We start from the raw sequence: 15,865 nt of genomic DNA, 5'->3' as shown, positions 1-15,865 counted from the left end.
GGCAGGAGAGATATATGCATATTTCGGGAGTGCAGACCGTTTTGCCCGATCATCGCTACGAGCAGGCGGAGATCACCGAGGCGTTCTCCCGGCTGACCGAATGCGATGAGGAGCTGCTGAGGCGATTCCACGAGGCCACCGGGGTCCGCGGCCGCAACCTGGCGCTGCCGCTGGCCGACTACGCCAAGCTCGACTCCTTCGCGCGTGCCAACGACGCCTACGTCGAGCTGGCGCTGGAGCTCGGCGAACGGGCCCTGGCGGGCGCCCTGCGCAAGGCGGACGTGCGCCCCGAGAAGGTCGACCACCTGCTGTTCTGCTCCACCACGGGCGTGGCCACGCCCTCGCTGGACGCCAAGCTGGCCCAGCGGATGGGGCTGCGGCCGGACGTGAAGCGGGTGCCGGTGTTCGGCCTGGGCTGCGCGGCCGGCGCGGCCGGGCTGTCCCGGTTGCACGACTACCTGCGCGGCTGGCCCGACCACGTGGCGGTGCTGGTGTGCGTGGAGCTGTGCTCGCTGACCATCCAGCGCGACGACACCTCGATCGCCAACCTCGTGGCCAGCGGCCTGTTCGGGGACGGCGCGGCGGCCGTCGTCGCCACCGGGCGCGGCCCCGGCCCCGAGGTCGTCGCCACCCGCAGCCGGCTCTACCCCGACACCGAGCACCTGATGGGCTGGGAGGTGGGCGAGCACGGCTTCCGCATCGTGCTGGACGCCGACCTGACGGCGTTCGTGGAGCAGGTGCTCGCCGCCGACATCAAGGCGTTCCTGGCCGACTACGGCCTGACCCCCGAGCAGGTCGCCACCTGGGTCTGCCATCCCGGCGGCCCGAAGGTGATCGAGAAGATCGTGGAGACGCTCGGCCTGCCGGCCAAGGCGCTGGACGTGACGTGGAACTCCCTGCGCGAGCACGGGAACCTGTCGTCGGTCTCGGTGCTGCACGTGCTCCAGGAGACCCGTGGCAGGCCGGGCGCTCCGGCCGTGCTCATGGCGCTGGGGCCGGGGTTCTCCGCCGAGCTGTTGCTGCTGCACTGGTGATCGCGTACGCGTTGCTCATCGGCCTGGTCGTGGCGGAGCGGCTGGCCGAGCTCGTCGTGGCCAGGCGCAACCTGGCCTGGGCCAGGGCCAGGGGCGGCATCGAGCGCGGCAGGGGGCACTACCCCTGGATCGTGCTGGCCCACGTGGGGCTCCTGGCGGCGGCGCCGGCCGAGGTGTGGCTGCTCGGCAGGCCGTTCGTGCCGGCGCTGGGCTGGCCCATGCTGGCCGTCGTCGTCGTGGCGCAGGGCCTGCGCTGGTGGTGCATCCGCACGCTGGGCCACCAGTGGAACACGCGCGTCGTGGTGGTGCCGGGGCTGCCGCTGGTGCATCGGGGGCCGTACCGGTGGCTGCGGCATCCGAACTACGTCGCCGTGGTCGCGGAGGGCATCGCGCTGCCCCTGGTGCACACGGCCTGGGTCACCGCGCTGGCGTTCACGATCACGAATGCGATACTCCTCACCGTTCGGGTGCGGGTGGAGAACGCGGCGCTGGCACACTAGAACGCATGAACGAGATCCTGCCCGCGATGAAGGAGGCGGCGGGGCGCACCACCGAGCTGGTCCGCGCGCTCGGCGACGACCGGCTCGGCCTGCCCACGCCCTGCTCGGAGTACGACGTCAAGGCCTTGCTCAACCACATGGAGTGGAGCGTCACCCTGTTCGAGTCGGTGGCGGTGGGCGGCCCCTTCGTGCCGCCGAAGCCGGAGTACACCGGCGACTTCCCCGAGCGCGTGGAGCGCATGCTGGCCGTCTACGAGCGCCCCGAGGCGTGGGAGGGCGTCAGCGAGGCCATGGGCGGCCTGCCCAGGCCGGTGCTGGCCGACATGGCGCTGACCGATCTCGTCGCGCACGGCTGGGACCTGTCGAGGGCGACGGGCCTCGGCTACGAGGTGGACGAGGAGACGGCCGCCGCGCTGCTGGCCTTCGCCGAGCGGATGGCGCCGACGGGCCGCGAGCGCGGGGCGTTCGGGGCCGAGGTGCCGGTGCCCGCCGACGCGCCGGCGCTCGACCGCTTCCTCGGGCTCATCGGCCGGGATCCGGCCTGGAAACCGTGATCTGCGGCAGGTCCTCGGGCGCCTTGCCGGGATACAGGCCGGTCAGCAGGGTGCTGACGGTGTAGAGGTGCCAGGCCAGGGCCGGTTTGCGGACGACCGGGTCGGCGAAGATAGCCCGCACCTCGTCCGGCTCGACGATCGGGGCGAGGGCGTCGAGGCTGCCGAGCACCTGCTCGCGCAGCACGTCCGTGAGTGCGGGGCCGGGGCTGGTGCGCCAGCTCCAGCCGCCGCCGGTCCTGGTGGTGGGCAGGTGCGGGGGAGGGGCGGGCAGGCGGGGCGGCCAGGGGAGGCGGCGTCGCGGGGCGGCGTTCTCCGTGAAACGCCACGGCTTTCCCTCGATCGGCACCTCCCGCAATTCCGGCGCCAGACGCAATATCAGCGTGTAAATGACCTCTTCGGACAGCCGCCAGCTCTGATCGAGGCTCAGCGCCGCCCGTACCACGCGATTGTCCAGAAAAGGGCGCACGGGATCGCCGCGCCGCAGCGAGCCCGCGCGGGCGCTGGCCTGCCAGCGCCCCACCTTGTACCAGATGTAGAGGTGGTCCAGCGCCTCCAGCCGGTCGGGCCGCGCCAGCCACGGCGCGGCCAGCGCGCGGGCGTGCTCGTCGGCCTCGGCGGTGAACAGTTTGGCGTCCTTGCGGAACGTGGTCTCGATGCGCCGTCGCAGGGCCTGGTCGGCGAGGTCGCTCTGGAGCAGGTTCAGGCTGCCCGCGCGCAGTGTCTCGCCGCTCTGGCCCGACATGGTGGGCTTGCCGGAGTACGGCAGGTAGCTCACGATCGACTCGTACGCCGAGGTCATGCCCTCGCAGGTGCGCAGCGTCTCCCAGGCGCGGACGCGCGGATGCTCCACCAGCACCGCGTCCTTGGCGGCGGTCTGCGGCGGCGCGATGACCGTGTGCTCGACCCCGAGCCGGTCCGCGATCGTGCGCGCGATGATCACGTCCGGGTGCGTGTCGAGCCCGTTCGTCGTCGCCCTGAAGGGCACCCGGGCCGCGTGCAGCAGCGCCGCCAGGATGCGGGTGTCACGGCCGCCGGTCAGCGCCAGGTTCACCGGCTCGTCCAGGTCGCGCAGCGGCGCCACGGTGGCCAGCAGCGCGTCGGCCAGCTCGCCGATCGCCGCCCGCTTGCGCCGCGCGGACGTGGGCGCGGGGGCCGCCTGCGGCAGCGGGGTCTCGGTGATGATCCGCACGCCGTCCCGCACCATGAGGCGCGAGCTGGGCCGCAGCGCCGACACCCCCTGATACGGCGTCTCGTCCGACAGGAAGAAGCCCTGCCTGACCATCGACTGCAGGGCGAGCACGTCGTAGTCGATCCGCTCGTCGGTCCTGTTCGCCGCCACCAGGTACACCAGCAGCGCGCGGCTGCCGACGACGTGCAGCTCCGGCGTCTCGGCGTGGAAGACGGGGCAGACCCGGTTGATCGCGGTGCTCGCGCCCAGCTCGCCGTCCCGGGCGAACCAGGCCGAGAAGCAGCCGCCCACGGAGTCGTCCGGCAGCGCCGCCATGTCGGCCGGGTCGGCCAGATGGCCGTTGAGCCCGACGATCCGGCCGCCGGGCTGCTCGGTGATCAGCGGCGGCTGCCGGGAGTCGTCGGGCTCGTTGGTCCAGGCGAGCAGCGAGACGCCCCTGCCGTGCCATTCCGCGCCCCTGATGACGTCGGGAGGCACGGGGAAGGCCCATTCGATAACGGAACGGGCTCTATTCAGAACCGCCGGGGAAATGTCCCGCTGCTTTGTGGCTATGCCTAAATAGACGCGCACCGCATCAGACTTACCTCATTCACCTCATTTGTCACAACTGATCACGTATTGATCGCGGTTTGCGCTCGCTTGCGTCACCGCCCGGCCGTCGCGGGAGCACTTTCCGTCGTACGACTCGGAGGTGGTTGAGATGAGATTTCGACCTTTGGTGGTTGGCGTGGGCCTGGTCGCGCTGCTGGGTCTGGCGGCCTGCGGCGGCAGCGGCGAATCCACCAGCAGCGCGCGAGCCCCCATGGCGACGGCCGCGCCGCGACAACCCGCCGCGCCTCAGCAGGAGGACGCCGGATCCGGCGAGGCCGCCAGGGCCGAGGCGTCCGCGTCGGCCGGGCAGGACAGCGAGAAGGACACGACGACCGCGCAGATCTCCACGTTCGCCCTGGACGTGGACACCGCCTCGTACGGCTACGCCCGCCGTACCCTCCAGGAGGGCCGCTGGCCCGCGCCGGGGGAGATCAGGCCCGAGGAGTGGGTGAACGCCTTCCGGCAGGACTACGCGCAGCCGTCGGGTGACGGGTTCGCCGTGCACGTGGACGGCGCGAAGCTGCCCCAGCGCGACGAGGCCGTCCTGCGGGTCGGCTTGCAGACGCGCGCCTCCGACTCCGCCGAGCGGCGGCCCGCGAACCTGACGTTCGTGGTGGACGTCTCCGGCTCGATGGCCGAGGCCGGCCGGCTGGACCTGGTCAAAGCAGCCCTGCTGAAGCTGCTCGACCAGCTCGCCCCCGGCGACCAGGTCTCGATCGTCTCCTTCAGCGACGACGCCGAGGTGCTGGCCTCCATGACCCCGCTGACCGCCAGGCAGGAGCTGCGCGCGGCCGTGGAGAGGCTGTCCATCTCCGGCGGCACGAACCTGGAGGCGGGGGTGCTCACCGGCTACCAGGAGGCGTCCAAGGCGTTCCGCCCCGCTGCCACCAACCGGGTCATCCTGCTCTCCGACGGCCTGGCCAACCAGGGCGCCACCCAGTGGCAGGCCATCTCGGACCGGGTCAAGGAGCAGGCCGCCAAGCAGCTCACGCTGCTGACGGTCGGCGTCGGCCGCGACTACGGCGACGAGCTGATGGAGCGCCTGGCCGACACCGGCGACGGCATGGCCGTGTACGTCAGCAGCGAGGAGGAGGCCACCAAGCTCTTCACCACCCAGCTGCCCGCCACCCTCGACCTGCGGGCCCGCGACGCCAAGGCCCAGGTCGTCTTCAACCCCTCGGTCGTGGAGAGCTACCGGCTCATCGGGTACGAGAACCGCGCGCTGACCACCGAGGAGTTCCGCGACGACAGCCGGGACGGCGGCGAGATCGGCCCGGGCCACTCCGTGACCGCCCTGTACGCGCTCAAGCTCAAGCCCGGCGCCGAGGGCCAGCTCGCCCAGGCCACCGTGCGCTGGCAGGACCCTGACACCAGAGCCGCCTCCGAGACCGGCGCGACGCTGGGCTCCGGCGACCTCGCTGCCTCCATCTGGTCGCAGGCGTCCGTCCGGCTGCAGGTGGACGTCGTGGTCGCGGCGTTCGCGGTGTACCTGCGGGACCGGGAGGCGTTCGGCATGGACCTGGGCACGCTCGGCGAGCACGCCGAGCGGCTGGCCGGCACCTCGGAGGATCCGATGGTCTCCGAGCTGGCCACGCTCATCGACAGGGCCGGCGCGATCGGCTGACCGCCACAGGCCCCTCGGCGACGCGTGCTCAGGTGGTCCAGGAGTCGGATACACTTTTACACGCAACGAGGGGCTATGGCGCAGTTGGTAGCGCGCCTCCATGGCATGGAGGAGGTCTGGGGTTCGAATCCCCATAGCTCCACAGCAGCCCGTCCGATCGCTACGATCGGGCGGGCTTTTTGCGTGCCGATCAATGGCTTTATCGAACTGGAGTTCGTATCATGGAGTGATGAACCCTGCGGAACTGCCTGAGATCTGGCGCCCGCCCCTCGTGGAGGCGGTCCCCGACGGTGCGGCGCGTTACCTGCTGGCCTGGAGCGACGACGCCCAGGGGGCGCGGTGGGGCTACCTGTTGTGGCCGCCGCGCACCCTGGAGGCGCACGAGGGCGTGCGCCACGAGGGAAACGCTCGCTGGGTGCACTGGGAGGAGATCCGCCCGGTCACCGGCGAGGACTACAGCACGGTCCCGATCGCCGACCCCATGGCGTTCTGAGGCTTGTCTGACTACGGTCAGGGAATGGACGCTACGGCGATCGCGCGGGTGCGCCGCTTCCAGCGCACCGTGACGCAGCGCATCGGGGCTTTGGACGACGGGTTCATGGGCCGCGGCCGGCCGCTCGGGCAGGCCCGGCTGCTCTGGGAGATCGGCGCGGGCGGCAGCGAGGTGCGCGCGCTGCGGGCCCGGCTGGAGCTCGACTCCGGATACCTGAGCAGGCTGCTGCGCGCCCTGGAGGCCGACGGCCTGGTCGTGGTCGAGGCCGGCGGGCCCGACGGGCGGGTCCGCACGGCCAGGCTCACCCCGGCGGGGGCCGCCGAGCGGGCCGAGCTCGACCGCCGCTCCGACGAGTCGGCGGCGGCGATGCTCGCGCCGCTGTCCGACGGGCAGCGCGAGCGGCTGGTGACCGCGATGGCCGAGGTCGAGCGGCTGCTCGTCGCCTCCATGGTGGAGATCGGCGCGTTCGACCCGGGGCATCCCGCCGCCCGCCACTGCCTGGCGGCCTACGTCGCCGAGCTGGGCCGCCGCTTCGAGAGCGGGTTCGACCCGGCGCGCAGCCTTCCTGCCACCGCCGGCGAGCTGCGCCCGCCCGCCGGGCTGCTGCTGGTCGCCACGCTGCACGCCGAGCCGGTGGGCTGCGTGGCGCTGAAGCCGCACCCCGAGCCGGCGACGGCCGAGATCAAGCGCATGTGGGTCGATCCGGCCACTCGCGGGCTCGGGCTGGGGCGCCGGCTGCTCGCCGAGGCGGAGGCGCACGCCGCCCGGCAGGGCGTACGCACGCTGCGCCTGGAGACCAACCGGGCCCTCACCGAGGCCGTCGCCCTCTACCGCTCGTCAGGGTACGCCGAGGTGCCGGCGTTCAACGACGAGCGCTACGCGCACCACTGGTTCGAGAAGCACCTGCCCTCCTGAGCGGCTCACCGCACGCGGGCCAGCCGGTAGGCGTCGCCGTGCTGCCACAACAACCACGGGCCGGCCGCCAGCACCGGGCCGGGTTGCTTCAGCGTGGCCCCCGTCAGGGGATCGTGCACCAGTGAGAAGCTGCCCGTCGTGTACACGGCCAGCCGGTCCCCGGCCGTCATGCGCGGCTGATCCCCCTTGAGCTGCTTCGGCACCGCGCCGAACGTCCTCGTCGACTTCCGCCAGTCGGCGGCCGACCCCGAGCGCAGCTCGCCCCCGGCCACCCAGACGAACGCCGTGTCGGTGGCGGCGGCGTACCACTGCTGCGGTGCCCGGCCCATCGGCTGCGGCCGCACCCCTTCCGGCAGCGGTTGCTCGGCCACGACCTTCAGCGTCCGCACGTCCACCGTCCTGAGCTTCTTGTCGTTGGCCGGCTCGACCGTGAACAGGTAGGGGTAGGAGAACGCCACCGCCGTCCCCGTGGCGGGCCGGCCGTCGGTGACCGTCCTGCCGGGCTCCGCGCAGCCGGTGGCCACCCAGGGCTGCCGCATGACGTCGCTGCCCACGATCGCGTCGCCGTCCACCCAGACGGGCGCTCGCGGATCGGTGCCCTGAGGGCTGATCGTGCGCGTCCGCCCGTCGGCCGTGCGGCAGCGCTGCTCGCCGTTCTCCGTCCAGGTGAGCAGCCCCTCGGCCGCCCCCAGCCCCGACTTCGCGGCGAAGCCGGCGTCGGCGGGCGCGCCGCCGTCCGCAGGCGCCCGCGCAACCCTGCCGCCGGGGGTGAGCCCGAGCACGGTGCCGTCGGAGCCGATGGCCTGGGGCGTGAAGCGTTCGCCGGTCGCCGTACGGGCCGCCACCTCCGCGACGCTCGTCACGGTCGCCAGGCGGCGCAGCCGCTCCTCGAACGTCCGGGGTTCGGCCCCGCCGGGAGAGATCGTGATCGTCCTGGTGGGCACGGGCCGGTCCGTGGGCGGCGCGGACCCGATGACGGTCAGGGTGACGGTGGGCGAGGGCTCGGGATCGACCGCGGCGGCCATCTCGCCGTCCCCGCCGCGCAGGGTCAGCGGCACCGCGACCAGCACCGCGGTCGCGCAGGTCAGCGCGGACAGCCAGGCCGCGCGGCGGTTCCTGCGCCTGGTGGCCACGGACCGGTGGATCCGGCTCGCCAGGTCCGGCGGCGGGTCCGCCGTGCCGGGCTCGCCCAGCAGCGTGGCCAGCCGGTTCTCCAGGTCATCCATGGTCCACCTCCGCGCGTTCGACGGCCTCGCGCAGGCGGGCGAGTCCCCGCGAGGCCTGGCTCTTGACGCTGCTCCGGCTGCAGCCCAGCAGCCGGGCGATCTCCTCGTCGCTGCGCTCCTCGACGTAACGCAGCACCAGGACGGCGCGCGTACGGGGTGGCAGCTCGGCGACCCGGGAGCGCACCCCCGCGTCGTCCAGCAGGCGTTCCAGGCCGAGGTCCTCGGCCGCGGGCTCGGGCGGCGCCGCCACGCTGACCTCACGCCTGGGCCGCCGCCAGCGGTTGGCCATGATGCGGATCATGGCCGTGCGGACGTACCCCTCGGGGGAGTCCTTCCGCCTGACGGCGGACCAGCGCAGGCCGGTGCGGGTGAGCGCCTCCTGCACCAGGTCCTCGGCGTCGTGCCGGTTCTGGGTCAGGACCATCGCGTAGCGATAGAGCGCAGGCAGGCGCTGCGCCACAAATGTCTCGAACGTTGGATCGTCCACTCGCACCTCCGCCCCCCAAGGACACCTGAGAGGGCCGCAGGGTTGAGTGCCGCGGCTACACGGGCGGGTTGAACCGGTGGTAGCCGGGCGCCGACCAGCCGGCGGGCAGGAGACCTGCCAGGTGAGCGTACGCGTCCAGCTCGAACCGCACCACGGGACGCTCGCCCCACTCCACCCGCGCCCTGCCGGTGAGCTGCAGCGTCTCGCCCCGCTCCCAGTCGGGGAAGAGCAGCCCGGCCGCCGGGTCCAGCTCCAGGTTGCCGAGCGTCATGAACATGCCGTTGCCCGGGTAGTCGGGGAACTCCAGCGAGCGCGGCCCGGTGACGCGGACGAAGCCGGGGTTGCCGCCCCGGTGCGACACGTCCGCCCCGAAGCCCGCGGCCCGCGTGGCGATGAAGAACGTGTCCGCCGCCGCGATCCAGCCCTGCTGCCGCTCCGCCAGGGACGTGCCGCCGCCCAGCAGGGCCGGGCTGCCGGGGGCCGTGGCGGGCTCGCGGGTCTGGATGTACTTGGGGCAGTTGCTGTAGACCTGCTCCGTCCAGACCACGAGGGACTGCCCGGCCTGTACGGCGGTGCCGTTCACCCGCATCCTGCGCCGCGTGTGCGGCTCGATGGCCAGCAGCCCGAGGTCCCGCTCCGCCGCGAACAGCCCGTGCAGCGGATCGCCCTCGGCGGGCAGCGCGTGCAGCACCATCGTGCGGTCGTCCACCACGTCGGCGAACCCGGCGGGCCCCGTGAGCACGCTCGCCCACAGCCGCCCGAGGTCGTCGGCGGCCCCGGCCACGATCATGCGCTGGTCACGCAGGAACGCCGCCGCCACGGCCGGGAGCTCGGGCCGCGTGCGGGAGCTGCCGTGCTCCTCCAGCCGCACCCCGGCGCGACGCTGCACGGCGACCTCGCCCGGATGGCGTGCCATTAGAAGAACCCGCAGGTGGGAGCGCCTGCCGTGGGCGCGGTCCTGTCGCCGGCGGCGTCCGGGGCGTAGATCTCCAGCCGGATGCCGTCGGGGTCCTCGAAGAACACCCCGCCGGAGGCGGCGCCCTCGCGGTGCGGCACGATGCCGTCGTGGTGCAGGGTCGCGCCCAGCTCTCTGATGGTCTGCTCGGCGCGCCGCACCGCGTCGAGGTCCGCCACCTGGAACGACAGGTGGTGCAGGCCGGGCAGCCCGGGGCCGAAGCGGCCCTCGCTCTGCTGCCACAGCGTCAGCACCAGCGTGCCGTCCTGGGCCAGGAACACGTAGCGCCGCCCGTCCTCCTGCGACTCGACCGCCACCGTGAACCCGAAGACCCGCCGGTAGAACTCCCTGGAGGTGTCGAGGTCGGTGACGTTGAGCCCGATGTGCCCGGTCTGAAAGGTCATTGCACACTCCTCTAACGGATGCACGACTGGATAGCCGTTAGAAGCAATATAACGGCAATTCGGTCGCTTTGGCGTTAGATGGGGATTATTTCTTGTGCTCCCGGTAGTGCCTGGCCGCTCGGGCGCGGTTACCGCAGGCGGTCGAGCACCACTCCTGGCGGGGGTGCTCCTTGACGAAATAGAGCACGCAGCGCGGGGCCTGGCAGGTGCGCAGCAGGGTCCGCTCGGGGCTCGCGAGGAACTCGACGGCCGCCGCGGCGAGCCGCCCGCGCAGGCGTGCGGACGGGCCGGCGGTGGAGACCGTGGTGACGGCGGGCTCACCGTCCCACAAGAGCTGCGGGGCCGTGGGTGCCGCCAGTGCCGTGGCGTTGACCAGTGCCAGCGCCTCCTCGAAGGCCGGCAGGTCCGACGCGTCCGCCCGGCTCGGCGGCTCGGGGGCCACGGCCCTGGCGAACAGGGCGCGGACGGCCTGGCGCAGCCGCACGGTCTCCTGGCGCAGCTCCTCCGACGCCGTGAAGCCCGGCTTCAAACCGAGCTCGGGCGCGTGCTCGCGAGCCCACGCCGTCATCCCCTCGGCGTCCGACAGGGTGTCGACGGGGCCGGAGCGGGTGGCCCTGACGGTGCTGACGAAATCCAGGCTCAGGAAGGACATCCTCCCAATCTAACGCCTGCTCGGAGATGAGCCCGTTAGGCAAAGTTTGCGTGATACGAAAATTTGCTGACCACGCAATTATTGGCGTAGAGTCGGTGGCGTGAGCGGACTGAGAGAGCGGAAGAAGCAGGCCACGCGCGAGGCGCTGATGACGGCCGCGCTCCGGCTCGCTCTGACGCGCGGGCTGGAGAACGTCCGGGTCGAGGACATCGCGGCTGAGGCGGGCGTCTCGCCCAGGACGTACAACAACTACTTCTCCAGCAAGTACGAGGCGATCACCGCCCGGCACACCGACCGCGTGCGCGCGTCCGTGGCGGCGCTGCGTGCCCGCCCGCCGGACGAGCCCTTGTGGGAGGCGCTCACCGAGGCCATGGTGCGGCCGTGGGCGGAGCACGCGGGCACCTCCGACGCGGCGCCGCCGCCCGAGCTGCTCGTGGCCATCCGCATGCTCAACGACGAGCCCGCGCTGCGGGCGGAGTCGCTGCGGGTGGCCTTCGCCGCCGACGGCGAGCTGGCGGCGGCCATCGCCGAGCGCGTCGGCGCCGACCCGGCCCGTGACCTGTATCCCTCCCTGGTCGCGGTCACCGTCACCGCCGCCGTGCAGGCCGGCGTCGCGCACTGGCTGCGTGCCGACCCGCCCGTCCCGCTGGTGCCGGTGCTGCGCGACTGCCTGCGCGCTCTCGCCGCCGGGCTGCCCTCCCCTTCCGAGTGAGGAGAATCTCATGGACGTCGTCATCGCCGGCGCCGGCCCCAACGGGCTGATGCTGGCCTGCGAGCTGGCCCTCGCCGGAGTCACGCCCGTCGTGGTCGAGCGCCTGCCCCGGCGCAGCGACCAGCCCAAGGCCAACGGGATCGTCGGCCAGGTGGTCCGGCTGCTGCGCCGGCGCGGCCTGGCCGACCAGGAGGCCGCCATGCCCGCGTTCGTGTTCGGCGCGATGCCGCTGCACCTGGCGGCGCTCGACGACAATCCGCTGCACGGCATGGGCATCAGGCAGCCCGAGCTGGAGGAGCTGCTGGAGCGGCGGGCGGCCGAGCTGGGCGTGGAGATCAGGCGCGGGCACGAGCTGACCGGGTTCACGCAGGACGCCGGCGGGGTGACGCTGGAGCTGGCCGGGCCCGGCGGCCCGTACCGGCTGCGCACCCGCTACCTCGCCGGGTGCGACGGCGCGCACAGCACCGTCAGGAAGCTGAGCGGGATCTCCTTCCCCGGCGTGCACGCGGCCGACGTCGTCAGCCGCACCGCGCACGTCACCATCCCGGGCGCGGTGAGCAGGCAGGTCGAGCTGGACGTGCCGGAGGCGGGCACCTTCGTGCTCTACACCTGGCACAGGACCGAGCGGGGAGCGTACGCGATCCTGCCGGCCGGGCCCGGCGTGTTCACGGTCGCCGCCATGGAGTGGGACCCGCACCCGCCCGGCGACGACGTGCCGATGACCGTCGCCGAGCTGCGCGCGAGCCTGGCCCGCGTGCTCGGCGCCGACCTGCCGCTGGCCGAGCCCGCCGGCCCGGGGCCGCACCTGCTGCGGCGGCTCAACGGCCGCAACACCCGGGTGGCCGACCGCTATCGCGAGGGCAGGGTGTTCGTGGCGGGCGACGCCGCGCACGTGCACTCGGCGATGGGCGCTCCCGGCCTGAACCTGGGCCTCCAGGACGCCGCCAACCTGGCCTGGAAGCTCGCCGCCGAGGTGCGCGGCTGGGCGCCGCCCGGCCTGCTCGACACCTACGACGCCGAGCGCCGCCCGGCCGCCGAGCGGGTCGCCCTGCACACCCAGGCCCAGCTCGCGCTGACCGCGCCGGGGCCCGAGGTGACGGCGCTGCGGGAGGTGTTCGGCGAGCTGCTGGGCGACCAGGACGCGCTGCGGCGCATCGCCGCCCTGCTGGCCGGGGCCGACGTGGTCTACCCGATGCCCGCGCCGCCGCATCCGCTGGTGGGCCGGTTCCTGCCCGACCTGCCCGCCGGCGCCGGCGCCCGGGCGCGGCCCGTGCTGCTCGACGCGCCGGGCGGGCTGCGCGTCCGGCATGGGCGCGTGGACGTGCTGCCCGGCCAGGGACCCGAGGCGGTGCTGGTGCGGCCTGACGGCTACGTGGCGTGGGCGGGCACCCCGGACGAGACGCTGGAGCAGGCCCTGGAGACCTGGTTCCGTGAAGCCCTGGAGCCCGCCGGGACATAGCGTGCGCGGTGGGTTCCAGCGTGCGCGGTGGGTTCTAGCGTGCGCGGCGGAAGGTGTGCCGGTAGGTGAGCGGTGCGACGCCGACGGCGGCGTGCAGGTGCTGGCGCAGCGAGACCGCCGTGCCGAACCCCGCCCGCCTGGCCACCTCCTCCACGCCGAGGTCCGTCGTCTCCAGCAGGTGCCTGGCGTGCTGCACGCGCTGCCCGTTCAGCCATCTGGCCGGGCTCTGGCCGGTCTCCTCGCGGAAGCGCCTGGTGAACGTGCGCACGCTCATCCTGGCGTGCTCGGCCAGCGCGTTCAGGTCGAGCGGGGTGTCGAGGTGGGCGAGCATCCAGTCGCGGGTGGCCGCCGTGCCGCCGGTGCCGCCGTACGGGAGGGGGCGATCGATGTACTGGGCCTGGCCGCCGTCGCGCCACGGTGGCATGACGCAGCGCCTGGCCGTGCGGTTGGCCACTTCACTGCCGTGGTCGCGCCTGATCACGTGCAGGCACAGGTCCATGCCGGCGGCCACGCCCGCCGAGGTCAGCACGTCGCCGTCGTCCACGAACAGGACGTCCGGGTCCAGCTTGACCTGGGGGAAGAGCCGGGCGAAACGGGCGGCCTCGCGCCAGTGGGTGGTGGCGGGGCGGCCGTCGAGCAGGCCGGCCGCCGCCAGCACGAACGAGCCGGTGCAGATCGACATCGTCCGCGGCCGCCCCTGCAGGGCCTCCCGCAGCGGGTCCTTGATCGTGCCGTCCTTCATCGCCCGGCCCGCGTGGATGCCGGGCACCACGACGGTGTCGGCGGTGTCGAGAACGTCGAGGTCGTGGTCGGGCAGCACGCTGTAGCCCGCGCTGCACCGCACGGGCATGCGGCCCGGCGAGCAGGTCACGACCTCGTACAGCTTCTCGCCCGACGGTGTCTCCGCCGCCCAGAACACCTGGCCGGGCACGCCGAGGTCGAGCGGGGCGAAGTGGTCGAGCACCACGACGGCGACACGGTGACGTTCCATGGCCGGATTCTTGCACATATTGGCTTTCCGGCCACTCGTGACCGCGTAAGGGGATAAATCAGTATTGGCGCATGACAGTGAGCACCAACTCGCCCACCCGCCGCGGGCTGCACCGCGCCTGGTACGTCGCGGCGGTCGCGTTCGTGGCGATCCTGGGATCGGCGGGCTTCCGGGCCACCCCCGGCGTGCTGATCACCCCGCTGCAGGAGGAGTTCGGCTGGTCGGCCGGCACGATCTCGCTGGCCGTCTCCGTCAACCTGGTGCTCTACGGGCTGACCGCGCCCTTCGCCGCGGCCCTCATGGACCGCTTCGGCATGCGCCGCGTGGTCGCCGTCGCGCTGCTGCTGATCGCGGCGGGCAGCGGGCTCACCGTGCTGATGACGGCGAGCTGGCAGCTCCTGCTCTGCTGGGGCGTGCTGGTCGGGCTCGGCACGGGGTCGATGGCGCTGGTGTTCGCGGCGACGGTGGTGGACCGCTGGTTCGTGCGCCACCGCGGGCTGGTGACCGGCGTGCTCACCGCCGCCGGCGCGACCGGGCAGCTCGTGTTCCTGCCGGTGCTCGCCCAGCTCGCGCAGGGGCCCGGGTGGCGCTTCGCCTCGCTGACGGTGGCCGTGGCTGCGCTGGCCGTGGTGCCGTTCGTGTGGTGGCTGCTGCGCGACCGTCCCGAGGACGTGGGCACGACGGCGCTCGGCGCGCCGCCCCGAGCGGTGCGTACGGAGCCCGCCAGGACCAACGCGGCGCTCAGGGCCGTCACCGTGCTCGTCTCGGCGGCCAGGACGCGGCCGTTCTGGCTGCTCGCGGGCGGCTTCGCGATCTGCGGGGCCAGCACGAACGGCCTGGTCGGCACCCACTTCATCCCCGCCGCGCACGACCACGGCATGGCCGAGCCCGTCGCCGCGGGCCTGCTGGCGATCATCGGCATCTTCGACATCGCGGGCACCGTCGCCTCCGGCTGGCTCAGCGACAAGGTCGACCCCAAGATGCTGCTCGGCGTCTACTACGGGCTGCGCGGGCTGTCGCTGATGGTGCTGCCTGGCCTGTTCGCGGCCACGACCGAGCCCAGCATGCTGATCTTCATCATCTTCTACGGCCTGGACTGGGTCGCGACCGTGCCGCCCACGGTCGCGCTGTGCCGGCGCATCTACGGGGCCGACGGGGCCGTGGTGTTCGGCTGGGTGTTCGGCTCGCACCAGGTCGGCGCCGCCATCGCCGCCGTCGGCGCCGGGCTCACCCGCGACCACCTGGGCGCCTACGACCTCGCCTGGTACGCCGCCGGCGCCCTGTGCCTCCTCGCCGCCGGCATGTCCCTGGCCATCGGGCATGCTAGAGGGCGATGAACGCCGAGCTTTATGTCCTGCCCCTGGTCGTGCGGATCGAGCGGGCCACGCCTCCCGAGCGCACCGACGCCCTGGAGGCGGCCGCCATGGCCGTGCTGACCCTGCTGGACGACCCGGGCGAGTTCGCCGACGAACTGCACGCCTGGCAGTCCACCGGCAAGATCCGCAAGGTCGTGCGCCGGGCCAGGGGCGCCGAGTGGCGCCGGGCCGTCGCGCTGCCCGGCCGCACGATCGAGCACCGCACGGCCGAGGTGCGCGTGCACCCGCCCGTCCCCCTCGACGACTGGCCGCGCGACCTGGCGCGGCTGCAGGTGTCGGGCACCGAGCTGACCGACACCGCCGCGCCGGGGCCCGCCGAGCCGCCCGTGCTGTGGGCGAACCCGGCGCTGGAGATGTCCGCGGGCAAGGCCATGGCGCAGGCGGGGCACGCCGCCCAGCTCGCCTGGTGGGCCAGCGACGCGGGGGAGCGGGCGGCCTGGCGCGAGCGCGGCCTCACGGTGTCGGTGCGCACGGCCGCCCGACAGGACGACTTCGACGCCATGGTGGCGGCCGGGTTGCCCGTCGTGCGGGACGCCGGGTTCACCGAGATCGAGCCGGGCTCGTGCACGTTCGTGGCCGACGCGCCGTGGCTGGCGGGCCGCGTCACTCGCCCTTGAGAACGGGCCGCGTCACTCGCCCTTGAGCGCGGCCCGCGTCACTCGCCCCTGAGCGCGGCCCGCGTCGCCCGGCCTGCGAACGTGGT

General features: G+C 73.4%; 17 protein-coding genes and 1 tRNA gene. 11 read left to right on the top strand and 7 right to left on the bottom strand.

Translation table 11 applies throughout. The features are described 5' to 3' along the window. The first annotated feature begins 29 nt into the window (after positions 1–29). Genes LCN96_RS43190 through LCN96_RS43180 form a run of 3 tightly spaced genes read left to right on the top strand, consistent with a single transcriptional unit; the run spans position 30 to position 2,088 of the window. Positions 30–1,034 (top strand): type III polyketide synthase, encoded by a 1,005-nt coding sequence (locus LCN96_RS43190; protein WP_263657395.1) that lies wholly within the window; start codon positions 30–32, stop codon positions 1,032–1,034. Next, complete coding sequence (locus LCN96_RS43185) at positions 1,031–1,534, top strand: isoprenylcysteine carboxyl methyltransferase family protein (RefSeq protein ID WP_225268192.1); 504 nt, start codon at positions 1,031–1,033, stop codon at positions 1,532–1,534. Before LCN96_RS43190 ends, LCN96_RS43185 begins: the two co-directional genes overlap by 4 nt. A 5-nt stretch (positions 1,535–1,539) precedes the next feature. Further along, on the top strand, positions 1,540–2,088 hold the full coding sequence (locus LCN96_RS43180) for a TIGR03086 family metal-binding protein (protein WP_225268191.1): 549 nt from the start codon (positions 1,540–1,542) through the stop codon (positions 2,086–2,088). Here the strand turns inward: LCN96_RS43180 and LCN96_RS43175 are convergent. After that, positions 2,057–3,754, bottom strand: a complete 1,698-nt coding sequence (locus LCN96_RS43175; RefSeq protein ID WP_225268190.1) for an asparagine synthase-related protein — start codon at positions 3,752–3,754, stop codon at positions 2,057–2,059. The two genes, LCN96_RS43180 and LCN96_RS43175, sit on opposite strands and share 32 nt — an antisense overlap. A 241-nt stretch (positions 3,755–3,995) precedes the next feature. Between LCN96_RS43175 and LCN96_RS43170 the strand changes: the two genes are divergently transcribed. From LCN96_RS43170 to LCN96_RS43155, 4 genes are all read left to right on the top strand, one after another. After that, positions 3,996–5,492 carry a vWA domain-containing protein gene (locus tag LCN96_RS43170; RefSeq protein WP_225276184.1) on the top strand — a complete coding sequence of 499 codons (1,497 nt, stop codon included), beginning with the start codon at positions 3,996–3,998 and terminating at the stop codon, positions 5,490–5,492. A gap of 69 nt (positions 5,493–5,561) precedes the next feature. Further along, positions 5,562–5,634 (top strand) — tRNA-Ala (locus LCN96_RS43165). An 87-nt stretch (positions 5,635–5,721) separates the two neighbouring features. After that, positions 5,722–5,985 (top strand): hypothetical protein, encoded by a 264-nt coding sequence (locus LCN96_RS43160; RefSeq protein WP_225268189.1) that lies wholly within the window; start codon positions 5,722–5,724, stop codon positions 5,983–5,985. A 24-nt stretch (positions 5,986–6,009) separates the two neighbouring features. Further along, positions 6,010–6,900 (top strand): MarR family winged helix-turn-helix transcriptional regulator, encoded by an 891-nt coding sequence (locus LCN96_RS43155; RefSeq protein WP_225268188.1) that lies wholly within the window; start codon positions 6,010–6,012, stop codon positions 6,898–6,900. A 5-nt stretch (positions 6,901–6,905) separates the two neighbouring features. Here the strand turns inward: LCN96_RS43155 and LCN96_RS43150 are convergent, their stop codons facing one another. From LCN96_RS43150 to LCN96_RS43130, 5 genes are all read right to left on the bottom strand, one after another. Further along, positions 6,906–8,126 carry a hypothetical protein gene (locus LCN96_RS43150; protein WP_225268187.1) on the bottom strand — a complete coding sequence of 407 codons (1,221 nt, stop codon included), beginning with the start codon at positions 8,124–8,126 and terminating at the stop codon, positions 6,906–6,908. Continuing rightward, positions 8,119–8,613, bottom strand: coding sequence for a SigE family RNA polymerase sigma factor (locus LCN96_RS43145; protein ID WP_225268186.1), 495 nt, complete (start codon positions 8,611–8,613; stop codon positions 8,119–8,121). The genes LCN96_RS43150 and LCN96_RS43145 overlap by 8 nt, the downstream gene beginning before the upstream one ends. Before the next feature lie 55 nt (positions 8,614–8,668). After that, positions 8,669–9,529: a pyridoxamine 5'-phosphate oxidase family protein gene (locus LCN96_RS43140; protein WP_225268185.1), complete on the bottom strand. Its 861-nt coding sequence runs from the start codon at positions 9,527–9,529 to the stop codon at positions 8,669–8,671. Beyond that, positions 9,529–9,972, bottom strand: coding sequence for a VOC family protein (locus LCN96_RS43135; RefSeq protein WP_225268184.1), 444 nt, complete (start codon positions 9,970–9,972; stop codon positions 9,529–9,531). Before LCN96_RS43135 ends, LCN96_RS43140 begins: the two co-directional genes overlap by 1 nt. Positions 9,973–10,057: 85 nt before the next feature. After that, positions 10,058–10,624, bottom strand: coding sequence for a CGNR zinc finger domain-containing protein (locus tag LCN96_RS43130; RefSeq protein WP_225268183.1), 567 nt, complete (start codon positions 10,622–10,624; stop codon positions 10,058–10,060). A 100-nt stretch (positions 10,625–10,724) separates the two neighbouring features. On the opposite strand from LCN96_RS43130, the gene LCN96_RS43125 reads away from it, so the two are divergent. Together LCN96_RS43125 and LCN96_RS43120 are read left to right on the top strand one after the other, a co-directional pair. After that, complete coding sequence (locus LCN96_RS43125) at positions 10,725–11,336, top strand: TetR/AcrR family transcriptional regulator (protein ID WP_225268182.1); 612 nt, start codon at positions 10,725–10,727, stop codon at positions 11,334–11,336. Between the two features lie 10 nt (positions 11,337–11,346). Next, positions 11,347–12,795 (top strand): FAD-dependent monooxygenase, encoded by a 1,449-nt coding sequence (locus LCN96_RS43120; protein WP_225268181.1) that lies wholly within the window; start codon positions 11,347–11,349, stop codon positions 12,793–12,795. 34 nt (positions 12,796–12,829) lie between these two features. On the opposite strand, the gene LCN96_RS43115 is transcribed toward LCN96_RS43120, so the two are convergent. After that, the gene (locus LCN96_RS43115) at positions 12,830–13,786 is read right to left on the bottom strand and encodes a GlxA family transcriptional regulator (RefSeq protein ID WP_225268180.1); all 957 of its coding nucleotides are present in this window, start codon (positions 13,784–13,786) and stop codon (positions 12,830–12,832) included. A gap of 71 nt (positions 13,787–13,857) precedes the next feature. On the opposite strand from LCN96_RS43115, the gene LCN96_RS43110 reads away from it, so the two are divergent. Next, positions 13,858–15,123, top strand: a complete 1,266-nt coding sequence (locus LCN96_RS43110; RefSeq protein WP_225268179.1) for an MFS transporter — start codon at positions 13,858–13,860, stop codon at positions 15,121–15,123. After that, positions 15,120–15,779 (top strand): peptidyl-tRNA hydrolase, encoded by a 660-nt coding sequence (locus LCN96_RS43105; protein ID WP_225268178.1) that lies wholly within the window; start codon positions 15,120–15,122, stop codon positions 15,777–15,779. Before LCN96_RS43110 ends, LCN96_RS43105 begins: the two co-directional genes overlap by 4 nt. Positions 15,780–15,865 lie beyond the last annotated feature (86 nt).

The organism is Nonomuraea gerenzanensis (assembly GCF_020215645.1).
In the GTDB taxonomy this organism is placed as follows: Bacteria; Actinomycetota; Actinomycetes; order Streptosporangiales; family Streptosporangiaceae; genus Nonomuraea; species Nonomuraea gerenzanensis.
Note: the sequence above shows the minus strand (reverse complement) of the source record. Positions and strands in the feature narration are given on the sequence as shown.